The sequence below is a fragment of the Sphingobacterium sp. DR205 genome (assembly GCF_011064245.1).
GTDB classification, from domain to species: Bacteria; Bacteroidota; Bacteroidia; order Sphingobacteriales; family Sphingobacteriaceae; genus Sphingobacterium; species Sphingobacterium athyrii.
The window spans coordinates 1,514,510-1,530,958 of record NZ_CP049333.1 but is presented as its reverse complement, the minus strand read 5'-3'; the positions used below and the strand labels follow the sequence as shown (position 1 = coordinate 1,530,958).

12 protein-coding genes and 1 CRISPR repeat array are annotated in these 16,449 nt (G+C 39.5%); of the genes, 5 read left to right on the top strand and 7 right to left on the bottom strand.

Annotated elements, in window-relative coordinates; all coding sequences use genetic code 11:
* Positions 1-29: 29 nt before the first annotated feature.
* The 4 genes from G6053_RS06445 to G6053_RS06430 are packed head-to-tail and all read right to left on the bottom strand — an operon-like array spanning position 30 to position 7,631.
* Positions 30-1,229, bottom strand: coding sequence for a DUF4998 domain-containing protein (locus tag G6053_RS06445; RefSeq protein ID WP_165305853.1), 1,200 nt, complete (start codon positions 1,227-1,229; stop codon positions 30-32).
* Positions 1,230-1,253: 24 nt separating this feature from the next.
* Entirely contained in the window at positions 1,254-2,435 is a 1,182-nt protein-coding gene (locus tag G6053_RS06440) for a DUF4959 domain-containing protein (protein ID WP_241254941.1), read from the bottom strand.
* Positions 2,436-2,494: 59 nt separating this feature from the next.
* Positions 2,495-4,432, bottom strand: a complete 1,938-nt coding sequence (locus G6053_RS06435) for a RagB/SusD family nutrient uptake outer membrane protein (protein WP_165305851.1) — start codon at positions 4,430-4,432, stop codon at positions 2,495-2,497.
* A gap of 25 nt (positions 4,433-4,457) precedes the next feature.
* The gene (locus G6053_RS06430) at positions 4,458-7,631 is read right to left on the bottom strand and encodes a TonB-dependent receptor (protein ID WP_165305850.1); all 3,174 of its coding nucleotides are present in this window, start codon (positions 7,629-7,631) and stop codon (positions 4,458-4,460) included.
* 484 nt (positions 7,632-8,115) lie between these two features.
* Between G6053_RS06430 and G6053_RS30745 the strand changes: the two genes are divergently transcribed.
* Together G6053_RS30745 and G6053_RS06425 are read left to right on the top strand one after the other, a co-directional pair.
* A complete protein-coding gene (locus G6053_RS30745; protein ID WP_241254940.1) occupies positions 8,116-8,535 on the top strand; it encodes a hypothetical protein in 420 nt (139 codons plus the stop codon).
* A 4-nt stretch (positions 8,536-8,539) separates the two neighbouring features.
* Positions 8,540-9,334, top strand: coding sequence for a transposase (locus G6053_RS06425; RefSeq protein WP_241254939.1), 795 nt, complete (start codon positions 8,540-8,542; stop codon positions 9,332-9,334).
* Positions 9,335-9,374: 40 nt separating this feature from the next.
* On the opposite strand, the gene G6053_RS06420 is transcribed toward G6053_RS06425, so the two are convergent.
* Positions 9,375-9,680, bottom strand: coding sequence for a hypothetical protein (locus G6053_RS06420; protein WP_108632869.1), 306 nt, complete (start codon positions 9,678-9,680; stop codon positions 9,375-9,377).
* Positions 9,681-9,901: 221 nt separating this feature from the next.
* Here G6053_RS06420 and G6053_RS06415 point away from each other — a divergent pair, with 221 nt between their 5' ends.
* Complete coding sequence (locus G6053_RS06415; protein WP_165305849.1) at positions 9,902-10,471, top strand: DKNYY domain-containing protein; 570 nt, start codon at positions 9,902-9,904, stop codon at positions 10,469-10,471.
* 1 nt (position 10,472) lies between these two features.
* On the opposite strand, the gene G6053_RS06410 is transcribed toward G6053_RS06415, so the two are convergent.
* Both G6053_RS06410 and G6053_RS06405 read right to left on the bottom strand, forming a co-directional pair.
* Complete coding sequence (locus G6053_RS06410) at positions 10,473-11,567, bottom strand: hypothetical protein (RefSeq protein WP_165305848.1); 1,095 nt, start codon at positions 11,565-11,567, stop codon at positions 10,473-10,475.
* A 16-nt stretch (positions 11,568-11,583) separates the two neighbouring features.
* Positions 11,584-12,396, bottom strand: coding sequence for a sigma-70 family RNA polymerase sigma factor (locus tag G6053_RS06405; protein WP_165305847.1), 813 nt, complete (start codon positions 12,394-12,396; stop codon positions 11,584-11,586).
* 1,095 nt (positions 12,397-13,491) lie between these two features.
* Positions 13,492-13,722: direct repeats of the CRISPR family, unit length 36 nt; unit sequence GTTGTGTATACCCTACTTTTTGAGGTCATCAACATC.
* Between the two features lie 398 nt (positions 13,723-14,120).
* Between G6053_RS06405 and G6053_RS06400 the strand changes: the two genes are divergently transcribed.
* Together G6053_RS06400 and G6053_RS06395 are read left to right on the top strand one after the other, a co-directional pair.
* Positions 14,121-14,630, top strand: a complete 510-nt coding sequence (locus tag G6053_RS06400; RefSeq protein ID WP_165305846.1) for a hypothetical protein — start codon at positions 14,121-14,123, stop codon at positions 14,628-14,630.
* 1,090 nt (positions 14,631-15,720) lie between these two features.
* The gene (locus tag G6053_RS06395; protein ID WP_165305845.1) at positions 15,721-16,224 is read left to right on the top strand and encodes a helix-turn-helix transcriptional regulator; all 504 of its coding nucleotides are present in this window, start codon (positions 15,721-15,723) and stop codon (positions 16,222-16,224) included.
* Positions 16,225-16,449 lie beyond the last annotated feature (225 nt).

The following is a 16,449-nucleotide window of genomic DNA, read 5'->3' as shown; positions in this document are numbered from 1 at the left end:
ACCTAGCATATCACCACTTTTTTATACTATTACTGTCCATTCCAAAAACTGAGTTCACTCATATTACTCTGATTTGTATCACCGTTTGCATTATGTTTGACCCGAATTCTAATATACCTAACTGGTGGCGGATTTTTGATCAGTTCAAACTTTTTGGCAGCGCTTCCATCATCGGTTCTGACGGCATCCAATAACAGCGTCCATCCTTTCCGTATCGCTTCATCCTTCCAACCTGCATCGTTGGCGGGCAAAGTAGTAGCTGCATTACTAATATCTGCTATTCCCCAGACCTCAAATTGATCCGGATTATGGCAGCAATTTCGCCCTGTTTCCTCTAAAATACTTAGATTATTGTATATCTTACCCATATCGAAACTAATGGTATGTGGTAAAGGGACATTGCCTTGACTATGATATATATTCGGATATCCTTGCGGGCCTACGCTACCGTCCCACAGATTACGAAGGGGACTTTCTGCTAATGTGCCGACATCATTGGGTAGCGAAAGCTCCCTGAACAATGATTTATCACATAAAATATTAAAATAAATCTGGGGAAAAACCGCATCGGATGTGGTACTAAAAACATCTATTGCATTCCTTGTAGGTTTATAAAAGGATCTATACGTAATCTCCGTTCCCGGCTTATAATCATTTAAATACAAAATACTATCTGTTGGAGCAAGATCGGCTTCTTTGATCGTATTCGCAGTAGTGGTATATTTAACTGTTGTCGTCACATTCACTGTATCCGGCTTATTAAAATTAAGTTCTACCTTTCCATTATCAAAAGCCACATAAGGAACATCACCATTGTAAGGTCGATTCAAAAGGCTCGCCTGATAAATGGGACCATATATTTTGGCATTTAACAGTTTCGGAACCGATTTATTTCCTTTCGCATCATACGAATAGATTGTAAATGTATATACCGCTTCTTCCAAATTTGTAATCGTCGCCGAGACACTGTCTTTTTTATCGGTTACGTCAACAACTACGGAATCTTTTTGATTATAAAAAATCACATATTTGACAATGCTTGGATCAGAACTTTTTTTCCAGGTCAATATTGTCCGCAGATTTCCGGGTTTTTCAATCACCTGACCAACCAGACCGGTATAAACAATTTCATGTCCCCCCAATAAGTCCCTGAAATCTGTCTGTTGTTTGCTACAACTTGCGAGCAATGCAAGTAAGCAACAGATTAAAGTAGTTAAATTATTTTTCATTGTTTGTTTCCTTGATAAATTTCACTATTCAGGTGTTCCATAAGGTGTTACCTCCATCAAATGCGCACCGGCCTCCCTTCCCCAGACCGTTGACACGGCTATTCGTAGATATTTAACTGGAGGAGCGCCAAATGGTACTCTAAAACTTACTCCTTGCTTGACAAAATCTTCATCTGCCGCAGTAGAATTGGCCGGTGCATTTCCGGATGGTGGATCAGGAAAAACGAAATTTCCTAAATTTACCCAATTGCCAATGACCGTACCTTCATCTGCACGTACAGGTAACTTCACGTTATCCGGTATCGCCGCGTTAGTCCCCCACAAAGAAAACTCTTTAGGATTGGCATACTTATACGTATACTGCGATCCTGTTCTTTCAAACAACACAAAGCGACTCAGTTTGTATGTTTTTCCGATGCCAAAACTGCAGGAATAAGGAAGAGGCTCACCGAACTTTGTGTGCCACCCGCTACCATCTGCCCGGCCATCCCACAGATTCTGCACCTGCCAATTAAAATCTATTGGCGTATCTGTGCTCAAATTCAGTGTGCTGAATTTATTTTTATCCATTGCCTCCTCAAACAATGGGGTCAGGGAAGTCTGTAATGTATCTGAAAGGTTTCCCCAACGGTCAGCAACATACACTGCAAATCTGCGTTCAACGGCATTAAATCCAAATACCGAATGATCTATTTTAGTGTTTTTAGTAACAAACTGGTCTTCGATTTCCATTAGGCCAGTATTCTTATTGAAACTTAACAAAACGATACTGATCTGCTTGCCCGAAGGGTTATTGCCTGTAATATTAACTCCGGAAAAATCTGGTGACAGCACAAGTGATGGACGAGTTTCGAGATAAGCGGGTATCTTGGGGTTTACGGTGACAGTAACAGGATCTGACATAATATTAGCTCTAGTTACGGTGTATAACGTAACCTCATAAGGTTGTTCTTTCGCAAATCCCTCCACAACTACCGTGTCTTTATAATAAGAAGATTTAGTTTCCCGTACTAGGTTGTCGTTCACCCGGTATTTGGCTAACACATATAATATGTTTGGCGAATTGGGGAGGTTATAGGTAATATTGGCTCCGCCTGTAAAGTTATCAACCTTAACGTTACTAACAGGTAAAGGCTTGCTTGTATCTTCCGAAATAACAGCGTTAAAGCCGTTGTTTTTCTTACAGCTGCTTATAATAGATACCATTATAAGGAGAAATAAAGGAAGAGTATATTTTTTTATATTTATCATAACTAAGTTTACTATTACCACAAAGGATTCTGAACCAGATTATTATTTACAGGAAAATTATCCGAATTAATTGGCCACAAATAGTTCTTCGCACTAAATACCGGAACGAATAAGGTCAATGGGCGATAATAATTGACGGATTGCTCATTGTATATATTCCAGCCTTGTATAGGCTTACTCATAACACCCTGCAATTCTTTCCAGCGACGCAAATCCCATCCCGGCACACATTCAAAGGCAAGTTCAATTCTTCGTTCCTGATGAATGATCTGACGTAGGCCAGATTGTGTCGTATATTTTGATGGGTTAGTAGACAAGGCGGGTGTATACGCGTCCTCGATAGCGGGTATATTGGCTCTGGCCCTGACAATATCAATGTAAGGCAATACTTCACTATAGTTTTTACCTTGTTCATTTAAAACCTCTGCATACATCAAATAGAGATCGGAAAGCCGCATCAACGGAAAATGAAAATTTTCATAAGTCATCTGGGTACCATACACCGTCAGATAATTCACCAACTTTTTGACCCAATACCCAGTGATATTGGTATGTGATTGATCTTTAGGTCCGGCATAACTTGTCGTTCCTTTCGCCTGCACATAAAATGCATTTGTAGGATTATTTAATTCACCGTTTCCATACCATACACCGCCATCAAAAGCTATCGCAGCATAGAACCGAGGCTCACGCTTAAAATGGGCTGCGACAGTTTCATAACCATTGTGTACATGATATTGATCGGTAGCTGTTGCAGTTTTCAGGGCATACCTATTCCTATAATCCCAAGTTTTGTCTTCCTCAATTGGGAGTCCATTCGCAGTATAAAATAGCTCCTGCTGAGCAATCGGAACAGAAAGCGTGCCTTGGGCACTACTTAAATTGGTTGCTGAAGCGGCAGATAGACGTGGAATAAAACGTTCTTGTAGGCCAAACCCAAAGACAGGATTCAACCCCCATATTAATTCAGTGTTCAATTCCCATTTTTCAGTAATGGCCGTTTGCATGGTCAAAACATCCTTTAATTCTTTTGGAAGATTTGCGGGCATCGCTGCTGTTGGTGTGAACGTGTGCAAACGCAGACCATTGGCAAGGCAAGCATTGAGCGCTTCGGAACAAGCTTGGGCCGCACGGTCCCATTTGGTATTATCTTTTGCCTGATTAAACAGAGGTTGTCCGTCTTTATTGCTAAAGCCAATGTAATCAGGATTTCCATTAAATAATGGACTAGCAGCAGTTGTTAATATCTGTGCTTTGACGGAAAGTGCTATAAGTCCTGTGATCCGCCCCAATTCCAGTTGTGGATTCTGGATCTGAATAGGCAGATTTGGAATAGCTTCATCAATTAAACGCACCATGTAGTTCACGACCGAATCTACTGGCGCCCGTTTCACTTTAACGTCTTCGATCGAACTATTTATTGGAAGGTTGACATCAATAATAGGAATAGGTCCATACATTCTAAACAGGTAGAAATGATAATAAGCTTTCAGAAACTTCGTTTCCGCAATCCATCTTTTCTTTTCCGATTCGCCGAGGTCTATGGGCTTATCAATGTTCTCAAGCATCGTGTTGCAACGTCTTATTGCTTTAAAAATAGCTTGCCCTCCCTCGGTGCCATCCCAGTAATTCAGCCCCGGTTTTCCTGCATTCTGCGTACCTCTCATGATATTAAACCCTACGGGGTTAAGTCCTTGATTGTCATTTATTTCATTGGGTGCAGGATAGATTATCTCCCCGGAAGTAGAAAAACCAGCGTCCAGCCAAGGCGTATTCATCTGTTGTAGCGTTGAGTAGCAGGTGAACAGATAATTTTCAGCCTCGTTACGATTTCTAAAAGCATAATCTATTGTACCGACATTGTCCGGTGTGACATTCAGGTACTTCTTACATGACACTGTCGAAATAATCAGGACAGCCATGTATAAAAATTTTGAATATGATGTCTTCATGTGTTAATTCATTATAATAAAAGATTTATATACCCAGATTGATTCCGAGGTTATATACTTTCTGTAGCGGATAGGCAAATCCATTTCCTCCCAGCTCGGGATCCCACATTTTGAAGGGACTCCAGGTCAATAGATTCAGTCCGCTAAAATAGACACGCAAATTCCTGACTTTAATTCTGTTAAGTAATTTTGTCGGGAATCTATAGCCAAACTCTAAGGATTTCATCCGGATAAAACTACCATCACGCAGCCACCATGTGCTGTTTTGGCGGTTATTTTCTATCTCCGCACCATTTGTACCCAATCTTGGGTATAAGGCATATAGATTTTGGTTATCTTCAGACCAATGGTCATCTGCATACTGTTGGATCACCTGCGTATTTCCCGGTAACCAGGAGTCAGGACTTTTGATAAATGGGCTTGTGCGTGCTGGATCGATAACGAAAGACACCCGTGCCTGTCCCTGAAAAAATACGCTAAGATCAAAATTCTTATATCCTGAGGATAAACCGAAACCATACACGATCTCCGGTACGGTAGGGTTACCGAACCAGGTTTGATCCTTACCATCAACAACGCCATCCCCATTTAAGTCACGATATTTAATATCACCACCTCTCGGTGCAATTCCATTGCTACTGAAAATTTGAGTCGGTGAATTCTGTGCTTCTGTATCATCGACAAATAAGCGCTCGGCGATATAACCATAATTTCTATTTATTGCCACGCCGGTATGCAGTCTGTATTTTTCATTGTAATCAGGTTCTTCATACTGGGTATATTTGTTTTTGGCGAATGTAAAATTTGCAATGGAGGAGATCCACAGGTCATTGCTAAAGTTGTGTTTTCCGTCCAAAGAGAATTCAATTCCCTGAGACTCCACCTTTCCAATATTTGCGTTTATACCGGCCTCTAAACCCATTGTTGTCGGAATGTTAGCACGATCTTGGAGAATATCAGATTTATAGTTTTTATAGACCTCGGTAATCAGCTTAATATTTTTCAGGAAGGTGAGCTCCAATCCCAAATTGATCTGTCTCGAAATTTCCCATGTTACATCTCTATTTTCATAGTTATTGATTGTTACACCATTATGCGAGTAGCCATTATTTATTCCAAAGTATGCTGGATTGCCACCGTTTAAGTTTACATCAGATAGATAGAAGAACCTTCGGTCACTAATTGCATCATTTCCGACCAAACCGTAGCTACCTCTTAGTTTCATTCGGTTGATCACATTGGAAAAATGGCCATAGAACTTTTCATCAGATATAATCCATGATGCCCCCATTGTCGGAAAGAACCCATATCTATGATTTTCCGAAAAGCGTTCAGAACCGTTATAACCGAAGTTGAACTCCAGGAAATACCTACTTTTGTAGGCATAGGTCGCACGTCCGGATAAGCCTAAATTTCGATAGGGCAGCGAGGTGAACAAAGTCTTCGCGTTCGCATTTAACTGCTGTTGTTGTGTTCCTATCAGCGCTGCACTAATGTTGTGATTTTCATTCAGATCAGCGGCATAATCCAATACACCCTGTAAATATAAAAATGTATTGAGTGTGCTCGCTCCGGCATAGTAATTCAAATATTCCCGCGCCTGGTCCGGTTTATTATTTATCCAGTTCAAGGTATATTGGTTACTGGCTTTATCGTAAGACTTTACATTGTAAAAATAAGGTGCATAGGCCAGTTCGGACTCAAATCGCGCATACCTATTCGTGCTAAATATACTTCTGAAATTCAGACCTTTTGTAATAAAATCCAATTTTTGGTTCAGCTCCAATTGGGCCAGCATCCTTGATTCCGAAAATCTTCTGTTGCCCCTTAGTAAAGCAGCATAGGGATTAATGTTCTTTACATCCGTCGATGATGAAGGTAATGTACTCCCATCGGGCAAAACAGTTGCGTCGGTATTATTTCCAAAAAGGATATGTTGTACGCCGGCATTGGCAGCATCGGGTTCATAAAAGGCCGGAAAATCCACCGGGCTAGTATGCATCGCGATATTATAGAGATCGGTAGCAAAAGAGGGATCATTGGTCATCGGCCCTCTATACTCATTGAAATTTCCAGAAAGACGAACAACGAGTTCCGTGCTTTTTGTCAGATCAATATTGACATTGGAACGGAGCTGATAGTTTTTAAAGCTCACGTTGTTATTGTTGTTATTTCTGATATCCGTCTTCAAAATTCCGGCATCGTTCGAATATGAACCTGCGATATAATAACGGGCGACGCCACCTCCACCAGAAACATTTAGATTTGCCCGCTCGGTACTTGTGCGTTTTTTAAACAGCATATCCATCCAGTTTACCGCAGGATAGACAAATGGATTACTCCCTGGCGCTCCCTCCATGGAGGCCTGTGTATTCATAATTTTGTTGGGCGTATAAAGCGGTACCGCTGACGGGTTTCGCGTTAAAGTCGCTTCATTGTACAACTTCATATAGGTAATCGGATCGGCGAGCTGCAAATTTTTAACAGATTCCGAAGCGGAACGTTCTAACCTGACATCTATTTTGGCTCTCCCGCTCTTGCCCTCTTTTGTCTTTACTAGAATAACACCATTACCTCCCCGGGCACCATACAAAGCCGTAGAACTTGCATCTTTCAAAATCGAAAAACTTTCGATATCATCAACCTGCAACCGCGCCAGATCTGAACTGGTCATCTCTACGTTATCAATCAAAATTAAGGGATCCTTTTTATAGCCAAAGGTTGTAACACCGCGGATAAAAAAATTTGAATTGTCCTGTCCCGGTTGGCCACTTGGCTGAAAGGCTATTACGCCAGCAACTTTTCCCGCCAACGCATTGGTCAGATTACTAGCCGGCACCTTCAGATCACCCGGCCTAACGGAAGTAACAGCACCTACAATTGCTTCCCGTCGCTGCTTTTGCCCCATTGCCGTGACAACAACTTCGCCAATTTCGTTGCTTGTCGACTTCATGTGTATTGTAACAGTAAGCTGATTAGGTTGCACTGTCAGGAATTGCTGCTGATACCCCACTATGGAAAATTTGAGCACATTTCCAGTTGAAACATCCAGTTGAAACTTTCCCTGTGCATCGGTCTTTGTCGCACCTGCCCTCCCCTCCGTGGCTACAATGCTCACACCGGCAATTCCCGCTCCCAAAGTATCAACAACAGTTCCAGAAAGCTTCCGAAGCTGTTCCTGAGCATATCCTTTAGTCATTGCCAAAGCAATGAAAAGTAGGAATAACCCAGCTTTTTTAATAAAGTTAATAGAATTCACAAACATAGATAAGATGGTTATTATTGGTTATTATACAAGGTTTAAAACAGAATAGTGGCTCCCTTAAAACAACTATTCTATACTACTCTATACTAGTTATTAGTCAAATGTATAAAATGTATTTATTCCATCCAAATAATTTTTTAAATAAATTGAATAATGCGGTGCAATAACTCACTGAATTATAGCCACATTAAAACATATTAAAAAAACAAGAATCTATTCGATTGCGAATAAGTTAAGCGAAGGAGGTTAGGCGAGCAAAAAAAAGGTAGGCCTAGCCTAGTCATGGTCGGAAGATTTTTCTTCCGACTTTTTTGTTTTAAAAGTGTTAATTTTCACAGTTTAAATATTTGATAATCAATAATTTATATTGTTTTTCCTATTTATTATTTGTATCTTAAAGGTTGATAATCAACAAGGTATGGCAATATTTAAGAGTCACAACGTCACCGTAAAACAACTACTTGGTTTCATTCCCGAAGCGCTTTTGTCAAATTTATCGCTTAATACCCGAATCGACCATTACGCAAAAGTTCTGCAGGGCAATAAGCTGTTCTATTTACTGCTCTACGGTATTCTGGACAATGACAGGCTGAGCCAGCGGACACTGGAAGATACGTTTAATGATTCTGTCTTTAAGATGCTTTTCAATCTTGATGAAAGTGAGACTATACGCAGGAGTTCTATTTCTGAGCGACTGTCCAAAGTTGATCCTGACTATTTTAAGCAGATATATGATTGTATCTATGAGCAGTTTTCCAGGGCATATACATCAACAGAGAGAAAGAAGAACAACCTGATCAGGGTAGACAGCTCCATGGTCAGTGAAAGTGTTTGGTAAGCTCATGGAAGGCATCGATAACAAAAGTGGTAAAAAGGCGGTAAAATATAGTATTGCCTTTGACGGTGTTTTACCCTGTCATTCAACTGTATTCACTAGTCCCGACTATGTAAACGAAGATAATGCGTTGCCGCAGGTTGTCAGGGAGCATGTGAAAAAAGACCCCGGCCACCAAAATATCTATGTGATGGACAGAGGGTTGCAATCAACCAGAACGATAGCTGCTTTCAGCAAGGAGAAGATCACCTTTCTCTGCAGGGCAAAGGAAAACAGGAAACTGGTCGAACTGGACTCATTTATTACCGAGGGCATGAAACTCGATCTGGGTGAATCTCTCCTAGTCAGCGACCGTAAGGTCCAGCTCTATACCGGTATCCCCATCAATAAAAACGGTAAAAAATATTATAGCGAAGAATTGGTAGATACCCCTTTTAGGCTTGTAATAGTTAAGAGCAAGGGGGAAGATCAGAAGGAGTATTGGTTATTGACCAATGACTTCCAAAGCTCAGCAGCAGAGATTTCCCAGGCATACAGAAGACGTTGGGACATAGAGGTCTTTTTTCGATTCATCAAACAGGAACTCAATGCAAGCAATCTGATATCACTTAACAAAAACGGTATACAGGTAATGTTATACATGACCTTAATCGTTGCCATGTTGGTACTCATCTATAAAAAAGCAAACAACATAGGGTATAAAACCGCCAAAAGGAGATTTGCATTGGAAGTAAGAGACCTTGCTATTGCCATGATCGTTGTCCAATGCGGCGGAGATCCAGGGCTATTTTTTAAAACATAAAAAATGGCCGGAATTTCTTCCGACCATGATTGGGCCTAGCCTACCCTTTTGTCAATGAGTGGTGATATTTTAAGGTATTATTGAGCGAATGTGCAGTCTGTCGGGCATCGTCTTGGTAAGACGACAGATCCTCACAATTTCGAATGTCTGCTACATCCACTTTCTTTCTTACTTTGCTGATGACCTGATTTAGCTCTGATTTCCAGTTACCCGGATCGCCAAAATCGTCCATCCAATTTTTATTGATAAACTTTTTGTAGTTCAAAAGCAAAATATACAATTCCTCACCACTACCGGCGCGATTGATTGACGTGCGCCAGTTCTCTAATTTTTCTTTAAAACTCATAACCAGCAATATACAAAAAAATATGGACATTCCAAAATCGCTTCCTTTGAAATGGATGAATATTATTAAAAATTAAGCGATAGAATGATTAAACCTTCGGTGAATTATTTCGGTCATAAGGTAGAGGTTCAATATTAATATTATAATACAAAACAGAATAAATTATGGTCTTTATCCACTTAAAAAATATGCTTGTTATTTCCTTTGCATTGCTATGTATAATGGAGAAAAGTATCGCTCAACACATTGGGGACAATAAAAGACCTACGTCTCAGACGACCTTTCGGCATGACAGAGAAAATGATTATGTCAGCATAGGCAACCGGATTTTCTACAGGGATAAGATGGTCGAAGATGTCGATGCAGGATCTTTCAAAGACCTAGGTAATGCTTATGCAAGAGACAACTGGAATGCCTATTATCGTGGCATTAAGATCAAGGATGTATCGCCACATTCATTCCAATCACTTGGTTGGGGGTATGCCAAGGATAGTTGGAATGCCTATTATCGGGGTGTTAAAATTAAAGACGTCTCCGCGCCCAGCTTTAAAGTACTGGATGAAGGATACGCTAAAGATAGCTGGAATGTCTATTATAGAGGTAATCAAATAAAAGATGTATCCGCTCCAAGCTTTGTTCTTCTTGGCGACGGATACAGCAAGGATAGCTGGAAAGTCTATTATTTTGGTCGGGAGATAAAAGATGCAACTGCTTTTACATTTGAATATTTGGGCAAAGGTTATGCGAAGGATAGCTGGAATGAATATTATAGAGGAAAAAAATTAGAGTAATTTATTCGATAATAATGTTAATGCCGACCATCTTCGCTTTGTATTTAATCTTTTCGATAAGGCCGTAGTAGCTCCAGTTTCGCAACAAGAATTCATCACCTTTGGCCATTTCCTCCTTATTGGATTGGTTGACCAGCAAGAGGGTACCCGCTTGTGCTTTCACACAAAGCTCAATTAATCTACGGCTATACAGGTGGAGTTTGGTATCTACGTAATTTTTCTCCTTTTCATTGTAGTGTTCCAAGCTTTTCATTTTCCGCTTACGCCCACGACCACCTTTATCAAATGCGGCAGCCTTTTGTAAGCGATGTCGCGCTGCTTGGATAGCCATACGGCGGTAAGTAAATTCCTCTTTATTGCCGATCTGAAAGGACTCCTTACCGATAGTTACCGCTATGGGATGTTCGATGGAAAGTGATGCTTCGGCGATAACGTTATCCTTTAGTTCTTGGATTTTTTTTGGAAGCTCGAGTGCAAGAAGGAGAAAAATCTTGCCTTTGACAATTTTGATTGCGCTGCTACAGATTTTGATCTGTCCAACCAGTGCACGTTGGAGCAACACCTTTTTATCCGATCGGTCTTTACCGAGGTATGTCCGAAACGGTATTTTGAATAGTGTGAATTTAAAATCTCTATTATTCTCATCTTTACTCAAGTTAATTTGTCTACCAGAAAAGGGAATAGGCATATCCTTTTTATAATTGCGGAGCGATTTTTCACCTTTCCAGTATGAGAGGCGATCCGCCTGAAAATATTTGATTAAGGCCGTGTTTATTTGGGACAAGATATCCGTCGGGATACGCCCTTTGAAATAGCTGGAAAGCAGGCGATAAGTTGTATTCATCCGTGAAGTATTCAATACACCTTCTGGATCTTTCGCCTGATCGGCCAGTTTGATTTTAACATCTTCTTGTAGGTAAATCAGATCTTTCAAGTTCTCCTGTACATATTGGTGGGTGATGACCATATTCGCACCACGGAAGACAAGATCCTGCCATTCAAAGAGCTGTTTAAAATACCCCGATCGTTTTTCTTTATCATCACAATCAACAAAAACCTGTATTTTGCGGGTCAATACCATTGTATCAGCTGCCATATCTTTTTATATTTAGTTATGCCGTTTTCTTAGCAGATTTAATTTTTGCATGCGCATTAATAAATAATGTGCGCACCTGCCCCCCGTCCAATTGTAAAGCTTCTGAAATCTTGTCAAAGGAATACTGCAATTCATAGCGCATGCGGAAGACCTCAGCCTCCTCTTCGGTCATTTCGTCATTTAATTTAAATTCGACAGGTTTAGCCATCAGCTGCATTTTCTCTTCACTATGAATAATAGAACGCAGGTATTCGATTGTTTTCTCCATATGTAGACCAACCTCATAATCTGAGATGTTCCCCATATAGTAAGCGATACGTTCATAATTAAAACTATATTTTAGGCAAAGACGGATAAAGAGTTGTTGATCGCTGTTGAGATTAGGCAGAATAGCATTAATTTGATCCATCTTCTTTTTCTTCTCCAATTCCAGTTGTTCGATATAGAGCAGATCGGCTTCGCTTTCCTCTTCCAGTTCATAGCCCAGCATAAACTCCTGATAATCCTCGATGCTATCGAGGCGGAGTAAGCTTCGGTGAAATCTATTGCGCGATTTTTGATAAAAAGCCTGAATGGCAGACTTTACCTGGACTTTCAGAAACTCGAAGACCTCCGATTCGGAATGCACATTTTCGCGGAACAGCCAAAGCCTTAGGAATGCTTCCTGCGCAATACTTTCTCCAGCACATTCATCATCTGTGGCGCGATGTGCACGGAAAAAGAAATGTTCGTAAAATTTTTGGTAGAAAAATTTAAGTCCCTTTTCATGCCCATTGTGCAGGTGTTCAATAGCCGTTTTAATGTCCTTGTTTAGTAAAAGTAGTTTCATAATTCGTTTTTATGGTTAGCAATATATCAGCAACTTACCACGGCTCCGGCGGAACTTGACGGATTTTATGGAAACCGAAGCCGGGTAAGTGTAAATCGTTACATGGTTATAAAAACTTATTGGTATTGAGTTGGATTAGAGTTTTGAAGATTACAATAGTTTTGATGGCTATGGTATAGCGCTCTATCAGATTGTTTTTTCATAACTCGTTATTGTATATACCCTACATTTTGAGATCATCAACATCGGACAGTTTATCTTAAGATTTCTAAACTCGTTGTGTATACCCTACTTTTTGAGGTCATCAACATCTTCTCAAAAAGATTTGATAGAATTTATAATGTTGTGTATACCCTACATTTTAGATCATCAACATCAAAGAAAATATTTGGTTTCAAAAGCTTGGAGTTGTGTATACCCTACTTTTTGAGATCATCAACATCCAGAATTCCTTAATACATACTACAGGGACAGTTGTGTATACCCTACTTTTTGAGATCGTCAACATCTAGAGCAATTAAATTTATTATTAACCGCTGTATATACCCTACTTTTTGAGGTCATCAACATCCTACCTTCTAGTATCATAATAATAATCAATAACATAGCATCAATTTTAACCAACATCTTTATAGAAAAGGGTATTCAGTGAGTCGCCCTGGCGCTCACCCTACGGCATAACAAGATGCCTCAATATATAATTTTGAAAATTCTAATATCACTCAAAGAAACAGTAGTAGCCCATGCGCTAGTTGTGTATACCCCACACTTTGAGATCATCAACATCAAATGAGAAACTACGTGATTATTGGTGGGAATTGTGTATACCCTACTTTTTGAGGTCATCAACATCCTACTTTCTAGTATCGTAATAATACTCAATAACATAGCATCAATGTTAACCAACATCTTTTTTAAAAAGGTATTCAGTGAGTCGCCATTGCGCGCACCCTACGGCATAACAAGATGCCTCTATATAATTTTGAAAATTTTCTTACTTTTCACATATTACCCAAGGGAATTAATTGCGGTAGCAGCCATACGCTAATTGCATATAATCAACATCAAATTTCTCAAGTTTCACAAACAAGACTTAGTTGTTTATACCCTCTTTTTGAGGTCATCAACATCTTAAGTTGTGAACGCTTGAATAGAGCACTGTTGTGTATACCCTACTTTTTGAGGTCATCAACATCAAAATTATACCGAATAATCTAGCCCCTAAGTTGTGTATACCCTACTTTTTGAGGTCATCAACATCACCAATTAAATGATAAAGGTTAGCGTTAAGTTGTGTATACCCTACTTTTTGAGGTCATCAACATCCTACCTTCTAGTATCATAATAATAATCAATAACATAGCATCAATTTTAACCAACATCTTTATAAAAAAGGGTATTCAGTGAGTCGCCCTGGCGCTCACCCTACGGCATAACAAGATGCCTCTATATATAATTTCGTTTAGTTTATCAATAAAACTTAAATCCCACATTACCTAACCCATTTAGTTATGTAAAACGAGTTGTTACCACCCTACTTTTTTTTCATATCGCCAACATCCGGCATCAGAAAACACAGGCGCAAGACTCTGTTGCATATACACTACATTTGAGATCTTTAACATCAATCCAATAAAGATAATGTGAATGATATTTGTTGTGTATACCCAACATTTTGAGATCATCAACATCTTGCAAGTGCTGATATCATAAGCATTCCAGTTGTGTATACCCTACTTTTTGAGGTCATCAACATCAAACTCAGATTAAATATATCGAATGCTCGTGTTGTGTATACCCTACATTTTGAGATCATCAACATCCTTGAAGAAGTTGTATATCCCAATTATTTAAGTTGTGTATACCCTACATTTTGGGATCATCAACATCTTGCAAGTGCTGATATCATAAGCATTCCAGTTGTATATACCCCACTTTTTGAGGTCATCAACATGGAGAAGGGGTTGTTGTATAAGGAGGATATTGCTGTGTATACCCTACATTTCGAGATCATCAACATCATCTGGATCTCAGCAACCGCTGGATTGTTCTCGCCGACAAGCCAGTGGCAACAATTGTCTACATATAAAGAAGCTATTTTACCAAAAAATGCATGCGCTTTATATCGAATCAAAGGCATGATGGCATATCTTCGGATCGTTCTGCTCCAACTCGCAATAGAAATGCCCCGGACTGTATATAAGTTGCGACAAATTGCAGCTATCTTGGCGTAAATCGCAAACGTTATAGGTCGAAACAGAACTAAGTTGCTTCAGCGCGCTGTCGTTCCCGTACAAAACGGACCCGTTGTGCGACAGCATGCTTACGGTTTGGCCCAAAAAGGATACAGGACGCTCCATTACAGTTCCATTTTGTTTCATTTCGTATGCAAATCACTTCAAAACGTATACGAAATGAGGAAAAACGTATACGTTTTGGAGCAAAACGTATACGAAACGGTAAGCAAACACTCACCAAAAAACAGGGCTCCATTGCCGTCAAACATCGTTTTTTAGCCAAAATGCCAGCCGACAGGGTCTATCGGTTCACAACTATCCCATGTCGGACGTAAAGTTGACCCGATTAGCCCCCCTAGTACGATAACCGCTGTATTACCTTTAGCAATTAATTTTAAACTATTATAGAGACTGCCTGACTTTATCAGCAGACCCTATTTAAAAAGTTGTGGAAACCCCTCATTTGGAGGTTATCAACAACATAGATTTAAATCTAGATCAACGAACAATTGATGATCCCAACATCTTTATTAAAAAAGGGTATTCAGTGAGTCGCCACTGCGCTCACCCTACGGCATAACAAGATGCCTCTTATCATCATCAAACCGATCAGCAAAACATCCGATCAGCCTATATTTTTATATTCTCCTTTTTCAATACCAATAAGTCAAAGAACATCCCTCACGCAAAATAATTATGTTATTTTTGCGCAAAAACAGCTTTAAAATAAACTCAGTAAGGAGTCTATTTCAACGATTCAAATATTTTATTTTTTATTAATCCTATGCTTTGAATGGCAGTTACAAGTCAATAATAGGGGTTATCAACATAGGATGCTAGATACAAGTCTATAAAATTGAAATCAATTTTATTCTGGTGACTTTGCAATATTTTTAAAACTTAACTTTCTCATTCATTAGATTTTAGTCATAAACAACAGATTCAACCTTCTCTCCAAGGCTGTTGTTGCCTCTCATATTTTTTATCGGCTCTCGTTGAAACAAATATAAAAACAAATATTTATTTGCGCAAATAAAATTAAAATTTATTTATTCTAAAAATGCGCAAATAAGTTTTCCATTTGTATATGGGAGATATTAATGAGCAAATACTTGAGGAAATTGGTGAGCAATTGCGTATTCAACGTGAGAAAATATACTACACCCTGAAAGATGTAGCCAATATGACGGGATTAACGACCAATACAATAGCGGCTGTTGAAAGAGGAAAAGGCGCCTCGCTGAATAACTTTATCCTGATCTGCCGTGCTTTGAACATTCAACCACATACCATATTCAAAAAAGAAATAGATTTAACGCCGCTCTACAATATCCCGCCTGAGTCAAAGCGCCGCATCGAAATGACGAAAGAACTGGATGATCTTGTTTACAATTCCAATTTTTTCGAAATCCCCCGTCGTGTTTCTGATATCATCCAACAGCTGAATGCAAACAAAGAGCAAAGCAATAAATTTTCTGTTTATCTCAGCAGCTACTGTCAGGAAGGTACACTGGAATACGAAAAACATGGAAATTATAAAGAATACCGAAAAAAGCATTCTCCAAAACCTGTCAAAAAGTATAGTAAATGATCGGTTTCGCACAGTAAAATTGCGATCCAGTCTCATGGAAGTTTCGCGAAGTCCTATGACTGCTACAAACAAAGCAATGGAACTTTGATTTCCCCTCGTGGAAAAATGAAACAAACGCGTGCTTGTCTCATCTTCCCGGGTAACTGAATGAAAAACTCCCCTGACTGCTTGTTGCAGTCAGGGGAGTTTTTCGTTCAGTCGATGGACTGTTTGATTTCCCCACGT

What these genes read in the sequence shown, in the direction of transcription:
- G6053_RS06410 (WP_165305848.1), bottom strand. Translation starts at nt 11,567, where the DNA reads ATGGCAGCTGATACAATGGTATTGACCCGCAAAATACAGGTTTTTGTT.
- G6053_RS06395 (WP_165305845.1), top strand. Translation starts at nt 15,721, where the DNA reads ATGGGAGATATTAATGAGCAAATACTTGAGGAAATTGGTGAGCAATTG.
- G6053_RS06445 (WP_165305853.1), bottom strand. Translation starts at nt 1,229, where the DNA reads ATGAAAAATAATTTAACTACTTTAATCTGTTGCTTACTTGCATTGCTC.
- G6053_RS06415 (WP_165305849.1), top strand. Translation starts at nt 9,902, where the DNA reads ATGGAGAAAAGTATCGCTCAACACATTGGGGACAATAAAAGACCTACG.
- G6053_RS30745 (WP_241254940.1), top strand. Translation starts at nt 8,116, where the DNA reads ATGGCAATATTTAAGAGTCACAACGTCACCGTAAAACAACTACTTGGT.
- G6053_RS06425 (WP_241254939.1), top strand. Translation starts at nt 8,540, where the DNA reads ATGGAAGGCATCGATAACAAAAGTGGTAAAAAGGCGGTAAAATATAGT.
- G6053_RS06440 (WP_241254941.1), bottom strand. Translation starts at nt 2,435, where the DNA reads ATGGTATCTATTATAAGCAGCTGTAAGAAAAACAACGGCTTTAACGCT.
- G6053_RS06405 (WP_165305847.1), bottom strand. Translation starts at nt 12,396, where the DNA reads ATGAAACTACTTTTACTAAACAAGGACATTAAAACGGCTATTGAACAC.
- G6053_RS06430 (WP_165305850.1), bottom strand. Translation starts at nt 7,631, where the DNA reads ATGACTAAAGGATATGCTCAGGAACAGCTTCGGAAGCTTTCTGGAACT.
- G6053_RS06435 (WP_165305851.1), bottom strand. Translation starts at nt 4,432, where the DNA reads ATGAAGACATCATATTCAAAATTTTTATACATGGCTGTCCTGATTATT.
- G6053_RS06420 (WP_108632869.1), bottom strand. Translation starts at nt 9,680, where the DNA reads ATGAGTTTTAAAGAAAAATTAGAGAACTGGCGCACGTCAATCAATCGC.